Annotated in this window: 16 protein-coding genes; 6 read left to right on the forward strand and 10 right to left on the reverse strand. The window is 69.8% G+C overall.

Going from position 1 to position 22,198, the window contains the following annotated elements; translation table 11 throughout:
* Positions 1 to 41 precede the first annotated feature (41 nt).
* From uvrC to ACX80P_RS02910, 5 genes are all read right to left on the reverse strand, one after another.
* A complete protein-coding gene (uvrC, locus tag ACX80P_RS02890) occupies positions 42 to 2,078 on the reverse strand; it encodes an excinuclease ABC subunit UvrC (RefSeq protein WP_459276517.1) in 2,037 nt (678 codons plus the stop codon).
* 92 nt (positions 2,079 to 2,170) lie between these two features.
* Positions 2,171 to 2,839: a lysophospholipid acyltransferase family protein gene (locus tag ACX80P_RS02895; protein WP_459276518.1), complete on the reverse strand. Its 669-nt coding sequence runs from the start codon at positions 2,837 to 2,839 to the stop codon at positions 2,171 to 2,173.
* On the reverse strand, positions 2,826 to 3,488 hold the full coding sequence (locus ACX80P_RS02900; protein ID WP_459276787.1) for an HAD hydrolase-like protein: 663 nt from the start codon (positions 3,486 to 3,488) through the stop codon (positions 2,826 to 2,828). Before ACX80P_RS02900 ends, ACX80P_RS02895 begins: the two co-directional genes overlap by 14 nt.
* Positions 3,489 to 3,572: 84 nt before the next feature.
* Positions 3,573 to 6,485: an excinuclease ABC subunit UvrA gene (uvrA, locus tag ACX80P_RS02905; protein WP_459276519.1), complete on the reverse strand. Its 2,913-nt coding sequence runs from the start codon at positions 6,483 to 6,485 to the stop codon at positions 3,573 to 3,575.
* Between the two features lie 85 nt (positions 6,486 to 6,570).
* Positions 6,571 to 6,948, reverse strand: coding sequence for a GntR family transcriptional regulator (locus tag ACX80P_RS02910; RefSeq protein WP_459276520.1), 378 nt, complete (start codon positions 6,946 to 6,948; stop codon positions 6,571 to 6,573).
* Positions 6,949 to 7,061: 113 nt separating this feature from the next.
* Here ACX80P_RS02910 and ACX80P_RS02915 point away from each other — a divergent pair, with 113 nt between their 5' ends.
* On the forward strand, positions 7,062 to 7,712 hold the full coding sequence (locus ACX80P_RS02915) for an MBL fold metallo-hydrolase (protein ID WP_459276521.1): 651 nt from the start codon (positions 7,062 to 7,064) through the stop codon (positions 7,710 to 7,712).
* Positions 7,713 to 7,718: 6 nt separating this feature from the next.
* Here the strand turns inward: ACX80P_RS02915 and ACX80P_RS02920 are convergent, their stop codons facing one another.
* Positions 7,719 to 8,492 carry a trans-aconitate 2-methyltransferase gene (locus ACX80P_RS02920; protein WP_459276522.1) on the reverse strand — a complete coding sequence of 258 codons (774 nt, stop codon included), beginning with the start codon at positions 8,490 to 8,492 and terminating at the stop codon, positions 7,719 to 7,721.
* A gap of 49 nt (positions 8,493 to 8,541) precedes the next feature.
* Here ACX80P_RS02920 and ACX80P_RS02925 point away from each other — a divergent pair, with 49 nt between their 5' ends.
* The 3 genes from ACX80P_RS02925 (at position 8,542) to ACX80P_RS02935 (ending at position 12,976) form a co-directional block, all read left to right on the forward strand.
* Positions 8,542 to 11,082 (forward strand): DEAD/DEAH box helicase, encoded by a 2,541-nt coding sequence (locus ACX80P_RS02925; RefSeq protein WP_459276523.1) that lies wholly within the window; start codon positions 8,542 to 8,544, stop codon positions 11,080 to 11,082.
* A 26-nt stretch (positions 11,083 to 11,108) separates the two neighbouring features.
* The gene (locus tag ACX80P_RS02930; protein ID WP_459276525.1) at positions 11,109 to 11,585 is read left to right on the forward strand and encodes a GNAT family N-acetyltransferase; all 477 of its coding nucleotides are present in this window, start codon (positions 11,109 to 11,111) and stop codon (positions 11,583 to 11,585) included.
* A 95-nt stretch (positions 11,586 to 11,680) separates the two neighbouring features.
* On the forward strand, positions 11,681 to 12,976 hold the full coding sequence (locus ACX80P_RS02935) for an alpha/beta fold hydrolase (RefSeq protein WP_459276526.1): 1,296 nt from the start codon (positions 11,681 to 11,683) through the stop codon (positions 12,974 to 12,976).
* A gap of 103 nt (positions 12,977 to 13,079) precedes the next feature.
* Here the strand turns inward: ACX80P_RS02935 and ACX80P_RS02940 are convergent, their stop codons facing one another.
* The 3 genes from ACX80P_RS02940 to coaE all read right to left on the reverse strand — a co-directional run bounded on the left by ACX80P_RS02940 (position 13,080) and on the right by coaE (position 17,553).
* Positions 13,080 to 14,189 carry a TerC family protein gene (locus ACX80P_RS02940; RefSeq protein ID WP_459276527.1) on the reverse strand — a complete coding sequence of 370 codons (1,110 nt, stop codon included), beginning with the start codon at positions 14,187 to 14,189 and terminating at the stop codon, positions 13,080 to 13,082.
* Between the two features lie 258 nt (positions 14,190 to 14,447).
* Complete coding sequence (gene uvrB / locus ACX80P_RS02945) at positions 14,448 to 16,523, reverse strand: excinuclease ABC subunit UvrB (protein WP_459276528.1); 2,076 nt, start codon at positions 16,521 to 16,523, stop codon at positions 14,448 to 14,450.
* 82 nt (positions 16,524 to 16,605) lie between these two features.
* Positions 16,606 to 17,553, reverse strand: a complete 948-nt coding sequence (gene coaE / locus ACX80P_RS02950) for a dephospho-CoA kinase (protein ID WP_459276529.1) — start codon at positions 17,551 to 17,553, stop codon at positions 16,606 to 16,608.
* Positions 17,554 to 17,677: 124 nt separating this feature from the next.
* Here coaE and ACX80P_RS02955 point away from each other — a divergent pair, with 124 nt between their 5' ends.
* Both ACX80P_RS02955 and ACX80P_RS02960 read left to right on the forward strand, forming a co-directional pair.
* Positions 17,678 to 19,339, forward strand: a complete 1,662-nt coding sequence (locus tag ACX80P_RS02955; RefSeq protein WP_459276530.1) for a RecQ family ATP-dependent DNA helicase — start codon at positions 17,678 to 17,680, stop codon at positions 19,337 to 19,339.
* A 43-nt stretch (positions 19,340 to 19,382) separates the two neighbouring features.
* The gene (locus tag ACX80P_RS02960; protein ID WP_459276532.1) at positions 19,383 to 20,528 is read left to right on the forward strand and encodes a class I SAM-dependent methyltransferase; all 1,146 of its coding nucleotides are present in this window, start codon (positions 19,383 to 19,385) and stop codon (positions 20,526 to 20,528) included.
* 74 nt (positions 20,529 to 20,602) lie between these two features.
* Here the strand turns inward: ACX80P_RS02960 and rpsA are convergent, their stop codons facing one another.
* A complete protein-coding gene (rpsA, locus tag ACX80P_RS02965) occupies positions 20,603 to 22,075 on the reverse strand; it encodes a 30S ribosomal protein S1 (RefSeq protein WP_459276533.1) in 1,473 nt (490 codons plus the stop codon).
* Between the last annotated feature and the right edge of the window lie 123 nt (positions 22,076 to 22,198).

Genomic DNA, 22,198 nt, shown 5'->3' on the forward strand with positions numbered 1-22,198 from the left:
GCACTCCCGGCGGCACGACCGGCCGCCGTGCCTCAGCCTAGCTAATCTTCGATGATCTCGCCCGTGGTCATGTTCACGGCCGGTGCGGCGGCGTCGTCCGCCGTCAGCGACGCCTGGATGGTCCGGGCGAGGGCGGGCCCGACGCCGGGCACGCCGACGAGCTCCTCGACGGTGGCGGCGCGGATCTTCTTGACCGACCCGAAGTGCTTGAGCAGGGCCTTGCGCTTGGCGGGTCCGAGGCCGGCGACGTCGTCGAGGGCCGACGCCGTCATGGACTTGCCGCGCTTCTGGCGGTGGAACGTGATCGCGAAGCGGTGCGCCTCGTCGCGGACGCGCTGCAGGAGGAACAGCCCCTCCGACGCACGCGGCAGGATGACCGGGAACTCGCTGTCCGGGACCCAGACCTCCTCGAGGCGCTTCGCGAGGCCGATCACGTAGACGTCCTCGATCCCGAGGTCCTGCAGCGCGCGGGCGGCGGCGGCCACCTGCGGCGGCCCGCCGTCGACGACGACGAGATTGGGCGGATAGGCGAACCGGTTGCGCGTGATCGCCGTCGTCGTGTCCCTGATCGGCTCGCCCCGGTCGTCGACGTCGGGGTGCTCGAGGACCGACGCGTCGTCGTCCACGGGGTCGACGTCGGGGTCGGGCGCGGCGGCGTCGCGCGGCGCGCCGTCCTTCCCGACCAGGTAGTTGCGGAAGCGGCGGTAGACGACGTCGTACATGGACGCGGTGTCGTCCCGTGCGGCGTCGCCGGTGATGGAGAACTTGCGGTACTCGGACTTCCGGGGCAGGCCGTCCTCGACGACGACCATCGACGCGACCACGTTGGTTCCCTGCACGTGCGAGATGTCGAAGCACTCGATGCGCATGAGCGGCTGGGGCAGGTCCAGTGCCTCCTGCAGCTCCTGCAGGGCGGCGGACCGGGTGGTGATGTCCCCGGCCCGTCGGCTCTTGTGCAGGCGCAGGGCGTCCGCGGCGTTCTGCTCGACGGTACCCATGAGCGTGGCCTTGTCGCCACGCCGGGGCACCCGGACGTCGACACGCGATCCGCGCAGGCCCCGCAGCCACTCGAGCATCTGGTCCTCGTTGCTGGGCAGGACGGGCACGAGGACCTCGCGCGGGATCTGCTCGTTGCTGCTGCTGCCCTCGCCGTACACCTGCTGGAGCAGGTGCTCCACGAGATCGGCGGTGTCCATGTCCTCGACCTTCTCGACCACCCAGCCGCGCTGGCCCCGGATGCGCCCGCCACGGACGTGGAAGACCTGGGCGGCGGCCTCGAGGTCGTCCTCCTTGAGGGCGAAGATGTCGGCGTCGGTGTCCTCGCTGAGGACGACGGTGTTGCGTTCGAAGACCCGGCGGAGGGCGGCGATGTCGTCGCGCAGGCGTGCGGCGGACTCGTAGTCCAGTTCGGCGACGGCCTCGCCCATCTTCCGCTCGAGGCCGGCGATGAACTTCTTCGCCTCCCCGGACATGAAGTCGCAGAACTCGCCCGCGAGGGCCTTGTGGTCCTCGGGGCTGATGCGTCCCACGCACGGAGCGGAGCACTTGTCGATGTAGCCGAGGAGGCAGGGCCGGCCGGTGCGCTCCGCGCGCTTGAACACGCCCGTGCTGCACGTGCGGACCGGGAAGACGCGGAGCATGGTGTCCACGGTCTCGCGGATGGCCTTGGCGGGGTAGAACGGCCCGAAGTACCGGGTGTCCTTCTTCTTGTCGCCGCGCAGCACCTGCACGCGCGGGTACTTCTCCCCCATGGTGACGGCCAGGTAGGGGTAGGACTTGTCGTCCCTGAACATCACGTTGAACCGCGGATTGAACTCCTTGATCCACGTGTACTCGAGCTGCAGCGCCTCGAGTTCGCTGCCGACGACCGTCCACTCGACGCTCGCCGCGGTGAACACCATGCGGCGGGTCTTCGCGAGCAGGCCCTGAGGGCTGGCGAAGTAGGAGTTCAGCCGCGACCTGAGGTTCTTGGCCTTGCCCACGTAGATGACCCGCCCGTGCTCGTCGCGGAAGCGGTACACGCCCGGGTCGACGGGGATCTCGCCTGTCTTCGGCCGGTACGTTACTGGGTTCGCCACGTCCACAATCTTAGGGCCGTGCGGTGACACGCCCCGCCCGGGCGGCGGGCGTTCCGCTCACCGCTGACGGGCTGCCCGCCCGGCGCCGGCCGTCACTCCGCGGGTGGACTCTGGTTGTAGGAGGCCACCCGCTCCTGGCCGGTCAGGGCGGCGATGCTGTCCATGATGGTGTCGGTGGCGTTCCGGCGCGCGGGCAGCGGGTGCCCGGGGCCGGTCTTCGCGAAGACGAGCGGCTCACCGATCCGCAGGGTGAAGTGCTGGGGGCGGACGCCCCTCCGGCCCGCCGGCTGCAGCGCGTCGGTGCCGATCAGGCCGACGGGCAGTACGGGCGCCCCGGTGGTCAGCGCGAGCCAGCCGACGCCGGTCCTCCCCCGGTAGAGCCGCCCGTCCCGTGAGCGGGTCCCCTCGGGGTAGATGCCGACGCCGTCGCCCTGCTCGAGGAGATCGAGGAGGGTCTTCAGCGCCTGGACGCTGGCGGCCTGCTGGCCGCGTTCGACGGGGATGGACCCGACACCCTCGAAGAACGACTTCATGAGGGCGCCCTTCACACCGGTCCCCGTGAAGTACTCGGCCTTCGCGAAGAACGCGACAGGTCGGGGCATGAGCGCCTGCACCAGCACGCTGTCGAGGAAGGAGAGGTGGTTCGGGGCGACGATGAACGGGCCGTCCTTCGGCACGTTGCGGAGTCCCTCGACCGTGGGACGGCACAGGCCGGCGATGAGTCCGCGCGTGGTGCTGCGGGTCAGGTCATAGACGCCCACGGAGCACCGCCAGCAGTTCGTCGGCGGATCCCACGACGGCGGCAGCCCCGGCGGCCTCCAGCTCGCCCGGCGCGGCGAAACCCCAGGCGACGCCGATGCAGGCCAGTCCGTTGGCGGCGGCGCCCTCCACGTCGTGCTGCCGGTCGCCGACCATCACCGCGCCTGCGGCCCCGCCGTCGACCCCGTGGCGGTCGAGGGCGGCCCGGATGATGGGCGCCTTGCCCCCGGTGGCCGCCGCCTCGTCGCGGGGCGAACCGTGGACGGAGGAGAACAGGTGCCGGAGCCCCTGCACGGCGAGGAGCTCCTCGGCGAGCCATTCGGGCTTCTGGGTGGCGACCGCGACGGTCGCGCCGCCGTCAGCGAGCGCCTCCACGCAGCGGGCGATCCCCGAGTAGGGGCGGCTCGCGGACATCCCGGTCTCCAGGTAGCCGGCGCGGTAGGTCGCGACGACGTCGGGGACGCGGGAGGCGGGAACACCGGCGGTGGCGGTCAGGGAGTGGACGAGGGACGGCCCGACCATCGCCTGGAGCACGTGAGCGGGCGGGACGGGGAACCCGTGGAGCGCCAGGGCCGAACCGATGCCTCCGGTGATCGACCCGGCCGGGTCCACCAGGGTCCCGTCGAGGTCGAAGAGGATCAGCGAACGCATATCTGCCACCGGGCAAGCTTGCCATAACAGCGGGGAGGGCAGGCTCGCACCTGCCCTCCCCGCTGTCCTGGCTGCGGGCTGACGCTAGCCCGCGGCCTTCTCGAAGATCTCCTTCAGGAAGGTGCCCGTGTAGCTCTGCTCGTTCTTCGAGACCTGCTCGGGCGTACCGGTCGCGATGATCTGCCCGCCGCCGGAACCGCCGTCCGGGCCGAGGTCGATCACCCAGTCCGCGCTCTTGATGACGTCGAGGTTGTGCTCGATCGTGATGACGGTGTTGCCCTTGTCCACGAGGCCCTGCAGCACCAGCAGGAGCTTGCGGATGTCCTCGAAGTGCAGGCCCGTGGTGGGTTCGTCGAGGACGTAGATGCTGCGGCCGTTGGACCGTTTCTGCAGTTCACTGGCGAGCTTCACGCGCTGCGCCTCGCCGCCGGAGAGCGTCGTGGCGGGCTGCCCGAGCCTGACATAGCCGAGCCCCACCTCCACGAGGGTGTTGAGGTGCCGGGCGATCGGGCTGAACGCCGCGAAGAACTCGGCGCCCTCCTCGATGGGCATGTCGAGGACGTCGGCGATGGTTTTGCCCTTGTAGTGCACCTCGAGCGTCTCCCGGTTGTACCGTGCGCCGTGGCAGACCTCGCAGGGCACGTAGACGTCGGGCAGGAAGTTCATCTCGATCTTCAGGGTTCCGTCGCCCGAGCACGCCTCGCAGCGCCCGCCCTTGACGTTGAAGGAGAACCGCCCGGGCAGGTAGCCGCGGACCTTCGCCTCGGTGGTCTCCGCGAAGAGCTTCCGGATGTTGTCGAAGACGCCCGTGTAGGTGGCGGGGTTCGAGCGCGGGGTGCGGCCGATGGGGCTCTGGTCCACGTGGATGACCTTGTCGAGGTGCTCCAGCCCGTCGATCCGCCGGTGCCGCCCGGCCACCTGCTTGGCGCCGTTGAGCTTGTTGGCGAGCACCTTGTACAGGATGTCGTTGACGAGGGTCGACTTGCCGGAACCGCTGACGCCGGTGACGGCGGTGAACACCCCGAGCGGGATCGTCGCGTCGACGTTCACGAGGTTGTGCTCGCGGGCACCGACGACCTTCAACTGGCGCGACCGGTCGATCTTCCGGCGCTTCGTCGGGATTTCGATCCTCCGGCGCCCGGAGAGGTAGTCGCCGGTCAGCGACCTCTCGTTGGTGAGCAGGTCCTCGAGGAGGCCCGAGTGCACCACCTCGCCGCCGTGCTCGCCCGCCCCCGGCCCGATGTCCACGATCCAGTCGGCCTCGGCGATGGTGTCCTCGTCGTGCTCGACGACGATGAGCGTGTTGCCGAGGTTCCGCAGGCGGGTCAGGGTCTCGATGAGCCGGCGGTTGTCCCGCTGGTGCAGGCCGATGGAGGGCTCGTCGAGGACGTAGAGGACGCCGACGAGGCCGGATCCGATCTGCGTGGCGAGGCGGATGCGCTGGGCCTCGCCGCCGGACAGGGTGCCCGAGGCGCGCTCGAGGTTCAGGTATTCGAGGCCGACGTCGAGGAGGAAGGTCAGGCGCGCCTGGATCTCCTTGAGCACCTGGTTGGCGATCTGCGCCTCACGGCCGGTGAGGACGAGGTTGGCGAGGAAATCCGCGCAGTCCCGCATGGGCATCGCGGAGACCTCGGCGATGTTCCGGCCGTTGATCAGTACCGAGAGCGAGGCCGGGTTGAGCCGCGCACCCCCGCACGTGGGGCACGGGATCTCCCGCATGTACTCCTCGTACCGGTCCCGCGACGCCTCGGACTCCGTCTCCGTGTGCTTGCGCTGGATGTACTGGATGGCGCCCTCGAAGCCGGTGCTGTACTTCCGTTCCCGGCCGAACCGGTTCCTGTACTGCACCACGACCTTGTGGTCCTTGCCGTACAGGGCGGCTTCGCGGGCGCGGTCCGGCAGCTTCCGCCAGGGCGTCGTGACGTCGAAGTTCAGCTCGGACGCGAGGCCCTCGAGCAGCCGGGTCCAGTATTCGAGGGTCGCCGTGCCGAGCGACCAGGGCGCGATCGCGCCCTCCGCGAGGCTCAGGTCGGGGTTGGGGACGACGAGTTCCTCGTCGACCTCGAGCTTGGTGCCGATGCCCGTGCAGGCCGGGCAGGCGCCGAAGGGGTTGTTGAACGAGAAGGACCGCGGCTCCACCTCGTCGATGGCGAGGGGGTGCTCGTTGGGGCAGGCCAGGTGTTCGGAGTAGGCGTGGAGGCGCTTGGCGTCGTCCTCGGGGAGGTCGACGAATTCGGCGAGGACACGGCCGTCGGCGAGCTTCAGGGCCGTCTCGACGGAGTCCGTGAGGCGCTGCTGGATGCCGCCCTTGACCACGAGGCGGTCGATGATGACCTCGATGGTGTGCTTGTACTGCTTGCCGAGCGTGGGCGGGTCGCTGAGCTGGATGAGCTTGCCGTCCACCCGGGCGCGGGAGTACCCCTTCGCGGTGAGTTCCTTGAAGAGGTCGACGAATTCGCCCTTGCGTGCCCGGACCACCGGCGCGAGGATCTGGAAGCGTGTCCCCTCGTCGAGTTCGAGGAGCTGGTCGACGATCTGCTGGGGCGTCTGCTTGGCCACCGGCTCGCCGCAGACCGGGCAGTGCGGGCGCCCGACGCGCGCCCACAGCAGTCGCATGTAGTCGTAGATCTCGGTGATCGTGCCCACGGTGGAGCGCGGGTTCTTGCTCGTGGACTTCTGGTCGATCGAGACCGCGGGCGAGAGGCCCTCGATGAAGTCGACGTCGGGCTTGTCCACCTGGCCGAGGAACTGCCGGGCGTAGGCGGACAGCGATTCGACGTAGCGACGCTGCCCCTCCGCGAAGATGGTGTCGAAGGCGAGGGAGGACTTGCCGGATCCGGAGAGGCCGGTGAAGACGATCATGGCGTCGCGCGGGAGGTCGAGGTCCACGTTCCGCAGGTTGTGTTCGCGTGCACCCTTGACGATCAGCCGGGACAGGTCCTGGGGAGCGGGCTCCGGATCGTGGGCGTGCTGCTCGAGAGAGTTTGCTATAGACACCAGACAACTGTAGGAGAAAAACAGTTCGAAAGCATATTCGAATACTCGCGGATCGGTGCTGTTGCGGCGCCCCCGCGCGTGCCGTTCACCCTCGGCGCAATGCCGCCCTCACCATCGCGACGGCTTCGGCCTCCGACACCCCGGCGGAGTGGACGACGGCGGCGAATCCGTCCGCGGCGACGGCCACGCGCTCCCGGGCGGCGTCGCCTCCCGCGGCGATGACGGTCCCCGCCCGGCCCCTGGTCTCCACGACGCCGGCCTGCTCCAGTTCGCGGTACGCCCGGGCCACGGTGTTGGCGGCGATCCCCAGATGGGTTGCGAGCGCCCGCACGGGCGGCAGGCGCGTCCCGACCGGCGCCCTGCCCGCGTTGGCGGCGCCGGTGACGGCCTGCTTGATCTGCTCGAACGGGGGCACGGCGCTCGACCCGTCCAGCCTGAGCCACCGGGGGACGCCCTGCTCCATGCCCTGGTCCTTCCGTCGCGCCTCCGCGGGACCGCAGTCGGCCCGTCCTCCTGAGACCCTACCGCCGTCGGGCCGCTGCCGGTGGACCGGGTGGCCGTGCCTACACTGTGCTCATGACCGAGCCCCTGCACGACCTCAGCGACGTGACGATCCGCAGCATCTCCGTCTCCGGGATGGACAACAACGTGTACCTGCTGACCTCGAAGTCGAGCGGCGTCCAGGTGCTGATCGACGCCGCCGACGACGCCCCCGCGATCCTCGGGCTGCTCGCCGACGCGCAGGAGGACACCGACGCCGAGGCGCGGCTGGCCCTGATCGTCACCACGCACTCGCACTGGGACCACGTGCGGGCGCTGGCCGAGGTCAGGGAGGCCACGAAGGCCCGCACCGCGGCCGGGGAGGACGACGTCACCGACATCGCCGTGCCGACGGATGTCCCGCTGAAGCACCACGACGTCGGATCCTTCGAGGGCTTCGAGCTCGAGGCGATCCACCTGCGCGGTCACACACCCGGCTCCGTCGCGCTCCTGTACCGCGACCCGCACGGACCCGCGCACCTCTTCACGGGCGACTCCCTGTTCCCCGGCGGGCTCGGCAACACCCAGGGCGATCCGGACCGCTTCGCGTCCCTGTACGACGACGTCGTCACCCGGATCTTCGACGACCTCCCCGACGACACCGTCGTGCATCCCGGCCACGGCAGGGGGACCACGCTCGGCGCGGAGCGGGGTTCACTCGACGAGTGGAAGCAGCGTGGCTGGTAGGAGCGCTCACGCGGTGCGGTGCCCGACGGCGAAGATCCGGCGGAAGCCGAACACGGTGCCGTGCTCACCCCGCGGGTAGGCATCCCGGAGCAGCTCCGCGTACCCGGCCTCGAAGTCGGCGGCCTCCCCGGGCGACAGCACGTCCAGGACGGGCCGCAGCGCGGTACCGCGCACCCAGCCCAGCACGGCGTCCTCCCCGAGCAGCACCTGATGGTACGTGGTCTCCCAGACGTCGGCCTCGAGTCCCGCGGCGAGCAGCAGCCGCAGGTAGTCCGAGGGCTCCCCGACGGCGTCGTCGTGGCGCAGGACGCCGTCCAGCCGGTCCGCCCACCGCGGGCTCGCCGCATGCTCCCGCATCAGGGCGTGGGACGGGGCCGGGAAGTTGCCGGGGACCTGCACCGCGAGCCACCCGTCCGTGGGCAGTGCCTCCGCCCACACGGCCAGGAGGTCCCGATGGCCCGGCACCCACTGGAGCGCGGCATTCGTGACGACGACGTCGTCGCCGCCCGGCCGGTAGTCCCGCAGGTCGCCGACCTCGAAGGCGAGGTTCGGGAGCGCCGGCCGCTGCCGGGCTGCGTCGATCATCTGGACGCTGGAGTCGATACCGACGACCTGCGCGTCGGGCCAGCGACGGACGAGCGTCTCCGTCAGGTCGCCCGGGCCGCAGCCGAGGTCGACGACGGTCCGTGGAGCGTCATGTCCCACCCGCGCGACGAGGTCGAGGAACGGCCGTCCACGGTGGCCGGCATGGCGGGCGTAGAGTCCAGGGTCCCAGCGCATGGCCCACCCTAACCTCCGCCGAACCGCGCACCGGTAGGCTGAACGGATCATGACGATCCAGGAACACCTCCCCCGGCACGACGACGGCGAACTTCCCGCGGACGCGGTCTACGAGGCCTTCACGGGCTGGGCGACGGCGCGCGGCCTGACCCTGTACCCCGCGCAGGACGAGGCCGCGATGGAGCTCGTCTCGGGCAGCAACGTCATCCTGGCGACCCCGACCGGCTCGGGGAAGTCCCTGGTCGCGATCGCCGCGCACCTGAAGTCCTTCGCCGAGGGCCGCACCAGCTACTACACGGCCCCGATCAAGGCCCTCGTGTCCGAGAAGTTCTTCGCGCTGTGCGACATCTTCGGTCCCGAGAACGTCGGCATGATCACGGGCGACTCCGGGGTGAACCAGGACGCGCCGATCATCTGCTGCACCGCGGAGATCCTCGCGAACCTGGCGCTGCGGGAGGGCGCGCAGGCGGACGTGGACACCGTGGTCATGGACGAGTTCCACTTCTACTCCGACCCGCAGCGCGGCTGGGCGTGGCAGGTGCCGCTGCTCGAACTGCCGCAGGCCCAGTTCCTCCTGATGTCCGCGACGCTCGGCGACGTCACGCGCTTCGAGAAGGACCTGACGGAGCGCACGGGCCGGCCGACCGCGACGGTCACGTCCGTCGAGCGCCCCATCCCCCTGCACTTCTACTACGTCGAGACGCCCATCCAGGAATCCCTCGAGGAGCTCCTCTCCACACGGCAGGCCCCCGTGTACGTGGTGCACTTCAGCCAGGCCGAGGCGATCGAACGCGCCCAGAACCTGATGAGCGTCAACGTCTGCACGCGCGAGGAGAAGGACCGCATCGCGGAACTCATCGCGACCTTCCGGTTCTCCGCCGGGTTCGGGAAGACCCTCAACCGCCTCGTGCGCCACGGGATCGGCGTGCACCACGCCGGGATGCTGCCGAAGTACCGGCGGCTCGTCGAACAGCTCGCCCAGGCGGGGCTGCTCAAGGTCATCTGCGGCACGGACACGCTCGGCGTGGGCATCAACGTGCCCATCCGCACGGTGCTGCTGACCGCCCTCAGCAAGTACGACGGCGTCCGCACGCGCCTGCTCAACGCCCGGGAGTTCCACCAGATCTCGGGCCGCGCAGGACGCGCGGGCTACGACACCGCCGGCACCGTCGTCGTCCAGGCGCCCGAGCACGTCGTCGAGAACGCCAAGGCCATGGCGAAGGCGGTGTCCAAGTTCGGCGACGACCAGAAGAAGCTCCGCCAGGTGGTCCGGAAGAAGCCCCAGCAGGGCTTCGTGTCCTGGGGCAAGCCCACCTACGAGCGGCTCGTGGAGAGCATCCCGGACCCCCTGACGTCGTCGTTCTCCGTCAGCCACTCCATGCTCCTGAACCTCCTCGAACGGCCCGGCGACCCCTTCACGGCCACCAAGCGGCTCCTGACGGAGAACCACGAGACGCGGGCGTCCCAGCTCCGGCTCATGCGGCGCGCCATCGGGATCTACCGCGAACTCGTCACGGCCGGGATCGTCGAGAAACTGCCGAAGCCGGAGCCGGACGGCCGCCGCGTGCGCCTCAGGGTGCACCTGCAGGCGAACTTCGCCCTCAACCAGCCGCTCTCGCCGTTCGCGATGGCGAGCCTGGAACTGCTCGACCCGGAGGCGCCCGGCTATGCCCTGGACGTCGTCTCCGTCATCGAGGCCACGCTCGAGAAGCCCCGCCAGGTCCTCAACGCGCAGGAGAAGAAGGCCCGCGGCGAGGCCGTGGCGGTGATGAAGGCCGAGGGCATCGACTACGACGCCCGGATGGCCCGCCTCGAGGAGGTCAGCTACCCGAAGCCCCTCGAGGAGCTGCTGCAGCAGGCCTTCGACGTCTACCGCGCGTCCGCGCCCTGGCTCGGCGACTTCGAGCTCGCCCCGAAGTCCGTGGTGCGGGACATGTACGAGCGGGCCATGAGCTTCGGCGAGTACGTGGCGTTCTACTCCCTCACCCGGTCCGAGGGGATCCTGCTGCGCTACCTCGCCGACTGCTACAAGGCCCTGCGCCACACCGTGCCCGTCGAGGCGCTGCGCGAGGACCTCAGCGACATCCTGGAATGGCTCGGGGAACTGGTCCGCCAGGTCGACAGCAGCCTGCTCGACGAGTGGACGCAGCTCGCGGCGGGCCTCACGCCGGTCGCCGCGGACGCCGTCGAGCTGCCGGAGGAGCCGCCGTCCGTCACGTCCAACGAGCGGGCGTTCCGCGTCATGGTCCGCAACGAGATGTTCCAGCGGGTCAAGCTCTTCGCCGACGAGCAGGACGCCGCGCTCGGTGCGCTCGACGCCGACTCCGGGTGGACCGCCGACCGCTGGGCCGACGCCCTGGACGGCTACTTCGGGGACTACGAGGACATCGACGACGGCCCTGATGCGCGCGGGCCGAACCTCCTGCTGATCACCAGGACCCCCGCGGCGTGGAAGGTGCGCCAGATCCTGAAGGATCCGGAGGGCAACAACGACTGGGGCATCAACGCGGAGATCGACCTCGCGGCGTCCGACGAGGCCGGCAGCCCGGTCGTGAGGATCCTCGGCGTCGGAGGGCCCGAGGCGGGCTGAGCCGGCGCCTTGGCTAGGCTGGAGGGATGACTACCATTCGGGAAGCACGGCCGGCGGACGTTCCGGTCATCCTCCAGCTCATCCACGACCTCGCCCTCTACGAGCGGGAGCCCGACGCCGTCCGGAACACGGCCTCATCCCTCGAGGCGGCGCTGTTCGGTGAGCGCCCCACCATCTACGCCCACGTCGCGGAGGTCCAGGACGAGGTCCAGGGGTTCGCGCTCTGGTTCCTCAACTACTCCACGTGGGAGGGCGTCAACGGCATCTACCTCGAGGACCTCTACGTGCGGCCCGAGGCGCGCGGGGCGGGGCACGGGAAGGCGCTCCTCGCGAACCTCGCCCGGATCGCCACCGAGCGCGGCTACGCCCGCGTCGAGTGGTCGGTGCTCAACTGGAACGAGCCGTCGATCCGCTTCTACGAGAGCCTCGGGGCGAGAGCGCAGGCCGGGTGGAGCACGTTCCGGCTGACCGGCGACGCGCTCGCCGGCGTCGCAGCCCTGTGACTGGGCCGCTCGGCGGCCGGCGCGCTCCGGACGCCCCCGATCACGCGGTCGGTCACCCGGCGGATCACACCGCCGACCACACCGCGGACCACACCATGGGCCGGACCGCCGTCATGCGCGGCCTGCGCTCCACCGGCCACGTCTTCCGCGTGCCGCTCGACCACGCGGACCCGGCGTCGCCCTCGATCGAGGTGTTCGCCCGCGAGTACTCGTCGCTGGACCACGGCGACGACGACGCGGCGCGGCTCCCCTGGCTCCTGTTCCTGCAGGGCGGGCCGGGCGGCCGGGGTGTGCGCACCACGCAGCTGTCGGGCTGGATGAAAGCCGCGGCACGGGAGTTCCGGATCCTCATGCTCGACCAGCGGGGCACGGGGCTGTCGACGCCGGCGGACGCCGCGACGCTCGCGGCGATCCCGTCGCCCCAGGCCCAGGCCGACTACCTGACGCACTTCCGCGCCGACTCGATCGTCGCGGACGCCGAGCTGATCCGGCGGGCCCTGGGCAGCGGACCCTGGACGGTCTTCGGGCAGAGCTACGGCGGTTTCTGCACCCTGACCTACCTGTCGAACGCCCCGGAAGGCATCGAGCGTGCCCTGATCACCGGCGGACTGGCGCCGCTGACGGGATCGCCGGACCAGGTGTACCGGGCCACGTTCGCGCGGGTCGCCGAACGCAACGCCGAGTACTTCGCGTGGTACCCGGAGGACCGGGACGTCGTGACGCGCATCGCCCGCCATCTCGAAGCGGTGGAGGAGTTCCTGCCGAGCGGTGAGCGGCTCACCGTGCGGCGGTTCCAGATGGTCGGCGCCTTCCTGGGCGGGAACACGCGCGTCCACGCCCTCCACTACCTGCTGGAGGACGCGTTCACGACGACGGCGGACGGTCCCCGCCTGTCGGCGTCATTCCTCGAGCAGGTCCACGGCGTCGTGAGCCGGGCGGGGCAGCCGCTGTACGCGCTGCTGCACGAGTCGATCTACTGCCAGGGGTCGGCGTCCGCCTGGTCCGCCCGGCGCGTCCTCGAGGAACACCCCGGGTTCCGGGACGACGCCGCCGAGGTCCTGCTGACCGGCGAGATGGTCTACCCGTGGTACTTCGAGGAGGACCCGGCGCTCCGGCCGCTGCAGGCCGTCGCCGGCCTCCTCGCGGAGAAGACCGACTGGGGGATGCTGTACGACACGGACGTCCTGGCGACCAACACCGTGCCGGCAGCCGCGGCCGTGTACCGCCACGACATCTACGTGGACCGGGATCTCTCGCTCGCGACCGCGGCGTCGGTCCGGAACCTCGAGGTGTGGGAGACGGACGAGTTCCACCACGACGGCATCGCAGACGACGGCGAGGCGATCTTCGACCGGCTGCTGGCACTGACGCGGCGCGGACCGGCGGCCTAGAACCGCCCGGACCACGATCGTGGAACGACGAGGGACCCCGCACGCGGTGCGGGGTCCCTCGTTCGTGCGGCGGCTGGGTGCCGCGTCCGCCGGAGCGGTGCGGCTAGTGGCGGGGTCCCTTCGCGTCGGCCTCGTCGGCCGCCCGCTCGAGGTCGCCGTCGACGGCCGGGCTGTCCGACGTGCGCTGCGACGCGGCGCTGGTCGCGGCCCCGGTCGTCGTGTGGGCGCCATCCTCCTCGGTACCCGCGGTGCGGGACCGGATGAGGCTGGCGATCACGGCGACGATGATGGTCGCGACGATCACGGCCAGCGACACGAAGGTGGGGATCTCGGGTGCCCACTCGATGTGCTGCCCCCCGTTGATGAAGGGCAGTTCATTGACGTGCATCGCGTGCAGGATGAGCTTGATGCCGATGAAGGCGAGGATCACGGAGAGCGCGTGCTTCAGGTAGATGAGTCGCGTCATGAGGCCGCCGAGCAGGAAGTAGAGCTGGCGGAGGCCCATCAGCGCGAAGATGTTCGCCGTGAAGACGATGAAGGCGCTCTCCGTCAGGCCGAAGATCGCGGGGATGGAGTCGACGGCGAACAGGAGATCCGTCAGGCCGATCGTCACGAAGACGATCAGCATCGGCGTGAAGACCTTCTTGCCGTCGACCACGGTGCGGATCTTGTTGCCGTCGTAGGACTCGGACATCGGCAGCACCGAGCGGAGCTTCGCGATGAGCTTGTTGTCCCCGGCCTCCGCCTCGTCCTCACCGGAGTCGGTTGCCTGCTTGTAGGCGGTGTAGAGCAGGAAGGCGCCGAAGATGTAGAAGATCCAGCTGAAGTTCTCGATCACCGCGGCACCGAGGGCGATGAAGATCCCGCGCAGCACCAGGGCGATGATGATGCCCACCATGAGCACCTCCTGCTGGTACTTACGGGGTACCGAGAAGCGCGCCATGATGATGATGAACACGAAGAGGTTGTCGATGCTGAGGCTGTACTCGGTGATCCAGCCGGCCACGAACTGGCCGCCGTACTCCGCTCCGGTGAAGTAGAACATCAGCGCCGCGAACACCAGGGCGAGGCCCACGTAGAACGCGACCCAGAGACCCGCTTCCTTCATGGATGGTTCGTGCGGCCGCTTGACGACGAGCAGCAGGTCGAAGAGCAGCACGATGCCGAGCACGATGAACGTGCCGACCTCGAATGCGACGGGCAATGCGGGCATGGAGTACCTTCCGGGGGTGCAGCGGATCGACGTAAGTCTCTCCGCCGCGGCTTCGAGCCGGCCGGCCGCTACGCCCGGCGGGGCAACTGTGCCGCGCGTGCTGACGTCCGTAGCGCTTAGGGATACTCCCTCACGTCGGCACAATGCTACCCGGCGAGCAGGAAGGCCGACGAACGGGCCCCCTCGGGTGCCCTTCCGCCGATCTCCTTGACACGGTGCAGGACGTCCTGCAGTCAGCGATCGGCGGCGCGCCCGGCCTCAGGCGTGACCGGCGGACTGCATCTGCCGCAGCTCCTTCTTCAGGTCGCCCACTTCGTCGCGCAGCCGTCCGGCCAGCTCGAACTGCAGCTCGGCGGCTGCCGCGTGCATCTGGTCCGTGAGCTGCTGGATGAGGTCCGTGAGGTCCTCGGCGGGGACCGACGCCAGTCCGGTGTGGTGGCCTGCACCCTTCTTCGGCTTCCGCGACGTAGCGGCTTCCTCGAGCAGGGCCCGCGTGTCGGCGTCCTCCCGGTTGATCGTGTCCGTGATGTCCGCGATCCGCTTCCGGAGCGGGGTGGGATCGATGCCGTGCTCGAGGTTGTGCGCCACCTGGATCTCCCGGCGCCGGTTCGTCTCGTCGATGGCACGCTCCATGGAGTCCGTGATGCGGTCCGCGTACATGTGGACCTCACCGGACACGTTGCGTGCGGCACGTCCGATGGTCTGGATGAGCGACGTCGCGCTCCGGAGGAAGCCCTCCTTGTCGGCGTCGAGGATGCTGACGAGTGACACCTCCGGGAGGTCGAGCCCCTCCCGCAGCAGGTTGATGCCGACCAGGACGTCGAACGTCCCCATCCGCAGTTCACGCAGCAGTTCGACGCGCCGCAGCGTGTCGACGTCGGAGTGGAGGTACTCGACCTTCACGCCGTGCTCGAGGAGGTACCCGGTGAGGTCCTCGGCCATGCGCTTGGTGAGGGTGGTGACCAGGACCCGCTCGTTGATCGCCACGCGCTTGCGGATCTCGTCCAGCAGGTCGTCGATCTGGCCCTTGGTCGGTTTGACGACCACCTCGGGGTCGATCAGGCCCGTCGGGCGGATGATCTGCTGCACGAAGCCGTCCGCCTTGCCCAGCTCGTACTTGCCGGGGGTGGCGGACAGGTAGACCGTCTGACCGATGCGGTCCTGGAACTCGTCCCACTTCAGCGGCCGGTTGTCCATGGCGGACGGCAGGCGGAAGCCGTGGTCCACGAGGGTGCGCTTCCGGGAGGAGTCGCCCTCGTACATGGCGCCGATCTGCGGGATGGTCACGTGCGACTCGTCGACGACCAGCAGGAAGTCGTCGGGGAAGTAGTCGAGCAGGCAGTGGGGCGCCGAGGCGGGTGCGCGGCCGTCGATGTGCCGCGAGTAGTTCTCGATGCCGTTGCAGAAGCCCATCTGCTGCATCATCTCGAGGTCGTAGGTCACGCGCATGCGCAGGCGCTGCGCCTCGACGAGCTTGTTCTGCGCCTCGAGTTCCGCCAGGCGCTGCTGCAGCTCGTCCTCGATGTCCTTGATCGCCCGCGTCATGCGGTCCTCGCCGGCGACGTAGTGGGAGGCGGGGAAGACGTACATCTCCTCCTCCTCGCGGATCACGTTCCCGGTCAGCGGGTCGAGGGTGTAGATGTTCTCCACCTCGTCCCCGAAGAACTCGATCCGCAGCGCGTGCTCCTCGTACATGGGGATGATCTCGACGGTGTCCCCGCGCACCCGGAACGTACCCCGGTGGAAGTCCATGTCGTTGCGCGTGTACTGCATGCCGACGAACTGCCGCAGCAGCGCGTCCCGGTTCATCTGGTCACCCCGGTGGAGGGTGACCATCTTGTTGATGTACTCCTCGGGCGTCCCGAGGCCGTAGATGCAGGAGACGGTGGCGACGACGATGACGTCGCGGCGCGTCAGCAGCGCGTTGGTCGCGGAGTGCCGGAGCCGCTCCACCTCCTCGTTGATGGAGGAGTCCTTCTCGATGAAGGTGTCCGTCTGCGGGACGTACGCCTCCGGCTGGTAGTAGTCGTAGTAGGAGACGAAGTACTCGACGGCGTTGTTCGGCAGCAGCTCCCGGAACTCGTTGGCGAGCTGTGCCGCGAGCGTCTTGTTCTGCACCATGACCAGGGTGGGCCGCTGCACCTGTTCGATCAGCCAGGCGGTGGTCGCGCTCTTGCCCGTACCGGTGGCACCGAGCAGGACGACGTCCTTCTCCCCCGCGTTGATACGCTCCGCCAGTTCCTTGATGGCCGTGGGCTGGTCACCGGCCGGCGTGTACTCGCTGATGACCTCGAACGGGGCGACCACACGCTTGATATCCTGCGCAAGACTCATGCCTCAACGGTAGTCCCTGCCACCGACACTGTGCCCCCGATCTGCTTGCGGCTGAAAGCCCCCGCGAGCCCTTCGGAGGAGCTCAGGTGGAGGCCGGCGCCGCACTCACTCCCACCGTGACGTCGACCGCCGGGTCGGCCGCCCGATGGAGCGCCGCCGCGCCGGGCCGTCCCTCGCCGGTGTCCCCGACGCCGGGGAAACCCGCCCTCGCCACCGCCTCCGCCGCAGCGTCCGACTCCCTTATGGGTGCCGTCACCCGGAGGGTCGCGTGCACGCCGTCGTCGGCGGCCGGATGCTCGACCGACACGGAACAGCCCGGCGGGAGGACGGCGTCCAGTTTCCGCCGGACGCGGTCCGCGAGGCCGGTCGTCCCCGCGATGCCCGCCGTCGTCCGCGCCCCGGTCCCGTCCGCGGTCCGCCCCCCGGCCAGGGCGTCGCGGAACGGCAGGATGCGCTCGGCCCACAGCCGGTCCGTGGCCGCGAGGAGCTCGTCGATCCCGCCCTCGTTGACGATCACGGCGTCAGCGGCGCGCAGCCGGTCCGCGCGGGACGCCTGGGCCGCGATGCGCTGCTCGGCATCGCCCTGTTCCATGCCGCGCGCGCGCACCATCCGCTCGATGCGCAGGGTGTCGGGGGCGTCGACGACGACGACCAGGTGGAACCGCGCGGCCTGGCCGGTCTCGACCAGCAGCGGGATGTCCTCGACGACGACGGCGTCCTCGGGGGCTCCCTCGATCAGGGCCGCCGCCGCGGCCCGCACGCGGGGGTGCACGACGGCGTTGAGGCGCTCGCGGGCGGTCGGGTCGGCGAACACGAGGCGGCCCAGGGCCGGCCGATCGAGTGCTCCGTCGGCTCCCAGGACCCCCGGCCCGAACGCGGCCACGACGGCGTCGAGTCCCTCGGACCCCGGCTCGACGGCGGCACGCGCCAGGACGTCGGCGTCGACCAGCACGGCGCCGAGCTCCGCGAGCCGGCCGGCCACCGTGGACTTGCCGGCCGCGATGCCTCCTGTCAGTCCGATACTCAGCATGAGCCAACCCTAGTCCGCGACGCGCCCCGACCTGTCAAGACCCCGCCCGCCCCGACGGTCCTCGGGAGGAACTGTCGGAGCATCCGAATACGCTAAGTGCACTTATCGTCTCTCGAGGAGGACCGTGACCATCACCCTGCAGGACCTTCAGGCGACCGCCGCCTCCACCTTCGGCTGGGACGATCTACGCCCCGGCCAGGAGCAGGCCATGAGCGCGGTCCTGGCAGGTCACAGCATCCTCTGCGTCATGCCGACCGGCTCCGGGAAGTCGGCCATCTACCAGGTGCCGGCCATGGCGCTCCCCGGTGTCGCCGTCGTCATCTCGCCGCTGATCGCCCTGCAGCACGACCAGGCGGAGTCGATCAACGGGCACACGGGCTCGCTGCGCGCACGGGTCGTCAACTCGAGCCTGAGCAGGAGCGAGGTGGATGACGCCTGGCTGGCCGCGGATGACGACGGCGAGGCGACGCGCGCGAAGTTCCTGTTCCTCGCCCCGGAGCAGATCGCGCGGGACGACGTCGCCGCACGGCTCCGGTCCCTCGACATCTCCCTCGTCGTGGTCGACGAGGCGCACTGCGTCTCGTCCTGGGGCCACGACTTCCGCCCCGACTACCTGCAGCTCGGGCACCTCCTCCGGGAGCTGGGCGCCCCCGTCATCGCGCTGACGGCCACCGCGTCACACCCGGTGCAGAAGGAGATCATCGAGAGGCTGCACCTGGTGGACCCGGTGGTCCTCGTGGAGGGCTTCGACCGCCCGAACCTGTTCCTCGACGTCGTCCAGCATGTGGAGGAGGAGGAGAAGCAGCGGGCCGTGCGCGAGCAGGTCCTCGGGCTGGAGGGGCCGGGACTCGTCTACGTCGCGACGAAGAAGGCCGCGGACAGGCTCTCGTCGGAACTGCAGGAGAAGGGCAGGCGTGCGGACTCGTACCACGCAGGGAAGCTCAGGAGGGAGCGGGAGGCGGTCCATGAGGGCTTCCTCGACGGAACGATCGACGTCGTGGTGGCGACCACGGCGTTCGGTATGGGCATCGACAAACCGGACGTCAGATTCGTCGTCCATGCGGACATCTCGGATTCGCTCGACAGCTACTACCAGGAGATCGGCCGCGGCGGGCGGGACGGGCTCGAGGCCCGGGCGGTGCTGCACTACCGGCCGGAGGACCTGTCCCTGCGGCGCTTCTTCGCGGCGAGGTCCGTCAACCGCACGCAGCTGCGCGACCTGTTCCTGCTCATCACCGCCCAGAGCAAGCCGGTGAAGGTGAAGAAACTGAAGGAGCTGTCGGGTCTGTCCGCGCGGAAACTGACGAGCCTGCTCAACCTCCTCGAGGCATCGGAATGCATCGTGGAGGGAGTGAAGGGCTACCGCGCCCGGAAGATGACTGCGGAGGACGCCGTGGGGCGCGGGGTGGAGCAGGCCGAGATCCGGGAGCGTATCGACCAGTCACGTGTGGAGATGGCCCGCCGCTACGCCGAGACGCGGGGCTGCCGCCGGCAGTTCCTGCTCGGCTACTTCGGTGAGGAGCTCGCCGAGCCGTGCGGCAACTGCGGGAACTGCGCGCGGCACGAGGCCGACGACGCCCCGTCCGAGGGGGCTGCACCGGCCGAGGAGGAGGTCCCGTTCGACGTCGACAGTTCCGTGGCGCACCCCGAATGGGGCATCGGGACCGTCATGGGCTACGAGGACGGCGTCGTCACCGTACTGTTCGACTCGGAGGGCTACAAGACCCTGTCCGTCGAGCTCGTCCTCGACAAGGAACTGCTCACCGCCGTGGCACCTCGGCCGTAGCGCGACCGGACCCTTCCGGGCGCCGGCACCTAGACTGGATCCGGTGACCCCGTTCAGCCTGGACCGCCTCCGCCGCCGCCCCGATCTGGAGACGCCCGAACTGGTCGCGGTCGATGCGGCGGACCGGCTGCTGCTCGACACCGCCGCGGAGCGGCTCCGCCTTCCCGGCGGCATCGCCACCATCAACGACTCCTATGGGGCGCTCACCCTCGGGGCCGCGCACCTCGCCGGCCGGAGCGGCATCCGCGCGTTCCAGGACGGAGTGGTCCACGAACGCGCTCTCGCCCTCAATGCCGCCGACCAGGGGCTCCACGGCGTCTACCGGTCCTTCCCCCTCGACGCCGGGCTGCTCGCGGATGTGTCGACGGTCCTCCTGCGCCTGCCGCGGTCGCTCGACGAGCTCGACGAGCTCGCCTGGACCATCGCCGCCCACGCCCGCCCGGATGTCAGGGTACTGGCGGCAGGGCGGGTCAAGCACATGTCGGTCTCCATGAACGGGATCCTCGGCCGCTACTTCGGCGACGTCACGGCCGGCCTGGCCCGGCAGAAGGCGCGCGTCCTCACCGCGACCGGGCCCCTGCAGGTCGGGGCCCCCGCGTTCCCCCGCAGGGCACGGCACGACGTCGGCCTCGCCCGCCCCCTCGAACTCGTGGCCTACGGGGCGACGTTCGGAGGGCCCGCCCTCGACCCCGGCACGCGGCTGCTCCTCCCCCACCTGCGCGGACTCCCCCGACCGACGACCGCAGCGTCGAGCGGCGCGGACGTCATCGACCTGGGCTGCGGGAACGGGGCGATCGCCGCGTTCGTCGCCCTCACCCAGCCGGAGGCGCGGGTCCTGGCCACCGACCAGTCGGCGTCGGCGGCGGCGTCCGCGGCGGCGACGGCGGCCGCCAACGGGGTCGGCGACCGCATCGCGGTGAGCCGGGACGATGCGCTCTCCCTGCTGCCGGACGCCTCGGTGGCCAGGATCATCCTGAACCCGCCCTTCCACATCGGCAGCACGGTCCACGCCGGTGTCGCCCACCGGCTCTTCGATGCGTGCGCGCGCGTCCTGGCGCCCGGCGGCGAGCTCGTCACGGTGTGGAACAGCCACCTCCGCTACCGGCCGGTGCTCGAGCGGACCATCGGTGCCACGCGGCAGCTCGACCGCTCGTCCCGCTTCACGGTCACGGTGTCGTCGCGCCGCTGACGCCGTGGGGCTGCAACGAGGAAGGCCCCCGTCCAGAGGACGGGGGCCTTCGACGTACAGCAGGACGCGGTAGCTTACGCTCCGGTCAGCTTCTCCCGGAGAGCGGCAAGCGCCTCGTCGGAAGCAAGCGTTCCCGAACCGGTGTCCGTCGCGACGGGCTCGGACGAGTAGCTCGTCGAGTTCGACTCGGCGGGCTCGCTGGCCGCGGCGGCGTCGTCGGACGCGTGCTGGACGACCTGCTTCTTGTGTGACTCCCAGCGGGACTGAGCTTCCGCGTACTGGGCTTCCCAGGCAGCGCGCTGGTTCTCGTAGCCCTCGAGCCATTCGTTCGACTCGGGGTCGAAGCCCTCGGGGTACTTGTAGTTGCCCTCGTCGTCGTACTCGGCGGCCATGCCGTAGAGCGCGGGGTCGAACTCGGTGCTGTCGGCGTCGACGCCCTCGTTGGCCTGCTTGAGGCTGAGCGAGATGCGGCGGCGCTCCAGGTCGATGTCGATGACCTTGACGAAGAGCTCGTCACCCACGGAGACGACCTGCTCGGCCAGCTCGACGTGGCGGACGGCGAGCTCGGAGATGTGCACGAGGCCCTCGATGCCGTCCTCGACGCGGACGAACGCGCCGAAGGGGACGAGCTTCGTGACCTTACCCGGGACGACCTGGCCCAGGGCGTGCGTGCGGGCGAAGGTCTGCCAGGGATCTTCCTGCGTGGCCTTCAGCGACAGGGAGACACGCTCGCGGTCGAGGTCGACCTCGAGGACCTCCACGGTGACTTCCTGGCCCACTTCGACGACCTCGGACGGGTGGTCGATGTGCTTCCAGGACAGCTCGGAGACGTGCACGAGACCGTCGACGCCGCCGAGGTCCACGAACGCACCGAAGTTGACGATCGAGGAGACGACGCCCGGGCGGACCTGGCCCTTCTCGAGCTTGTTGAGGAACGTGGAACGCACCTCGGACTGGGTCTGCTCGAGCCACGCACGACGCGACAGCACGACGTTGTTGCGGTTCTTGTCGAGCTCGATGATCTTCGCTTCGATCTGCTGGCCGATGTACGGAGCTAGGTCGCGGACGCGACGCATCTCGACGAGGGACGCGGGCAGGAAGCCGCGCAGGCCGATGTCCAGGATGAGGCCGCCCTTGACGACCTCGATGACGGTGCCGGTGACGACGCCGTCCTCTTCCTTGACCTTCTCGATGTCGCCCCAGGCACGCTCGTACTGCGCGCGCTTCTTGGAGAGGATCAGGCGGCCTTCTTTGTCTTCCTTGGTGAGAACCAGAGCCTCGACCTGATCGCCCACGGAGACGACGTCCCCGGGGTCGACGTCGTGCTTGATGGAAAGCTCGCGGGAAGGAATGACACCCTCGGTCTTGTAACCGATGTCGAGCAGGACCTCGTCGCGGTCGACCTTGACGACAGTGCCTTCGACGAGATCTCCGTCGTTGAAGTACTTGATGGTCGCGTCGATCGCTGCGAGGAAGTCCTCAGCGGTGCCGATGTCGTTGATCGCGACTACGGGGGCACCTTGCTTCTCGGTGGTGGTGATGGTCATGTAGTTGGGGCTCCGTTGTGGATGATGACTTGCTCCGGTCACGCTGGATCCCGCGGTTCCGGCAGGGCCGGATGCGGGTTCCGATGTCCGGATGTGGACGAATGGGAAAGAACCTCGGTGAGA

This window comes from Arthrobacter arabinosi (assembly GCF_054511115.1).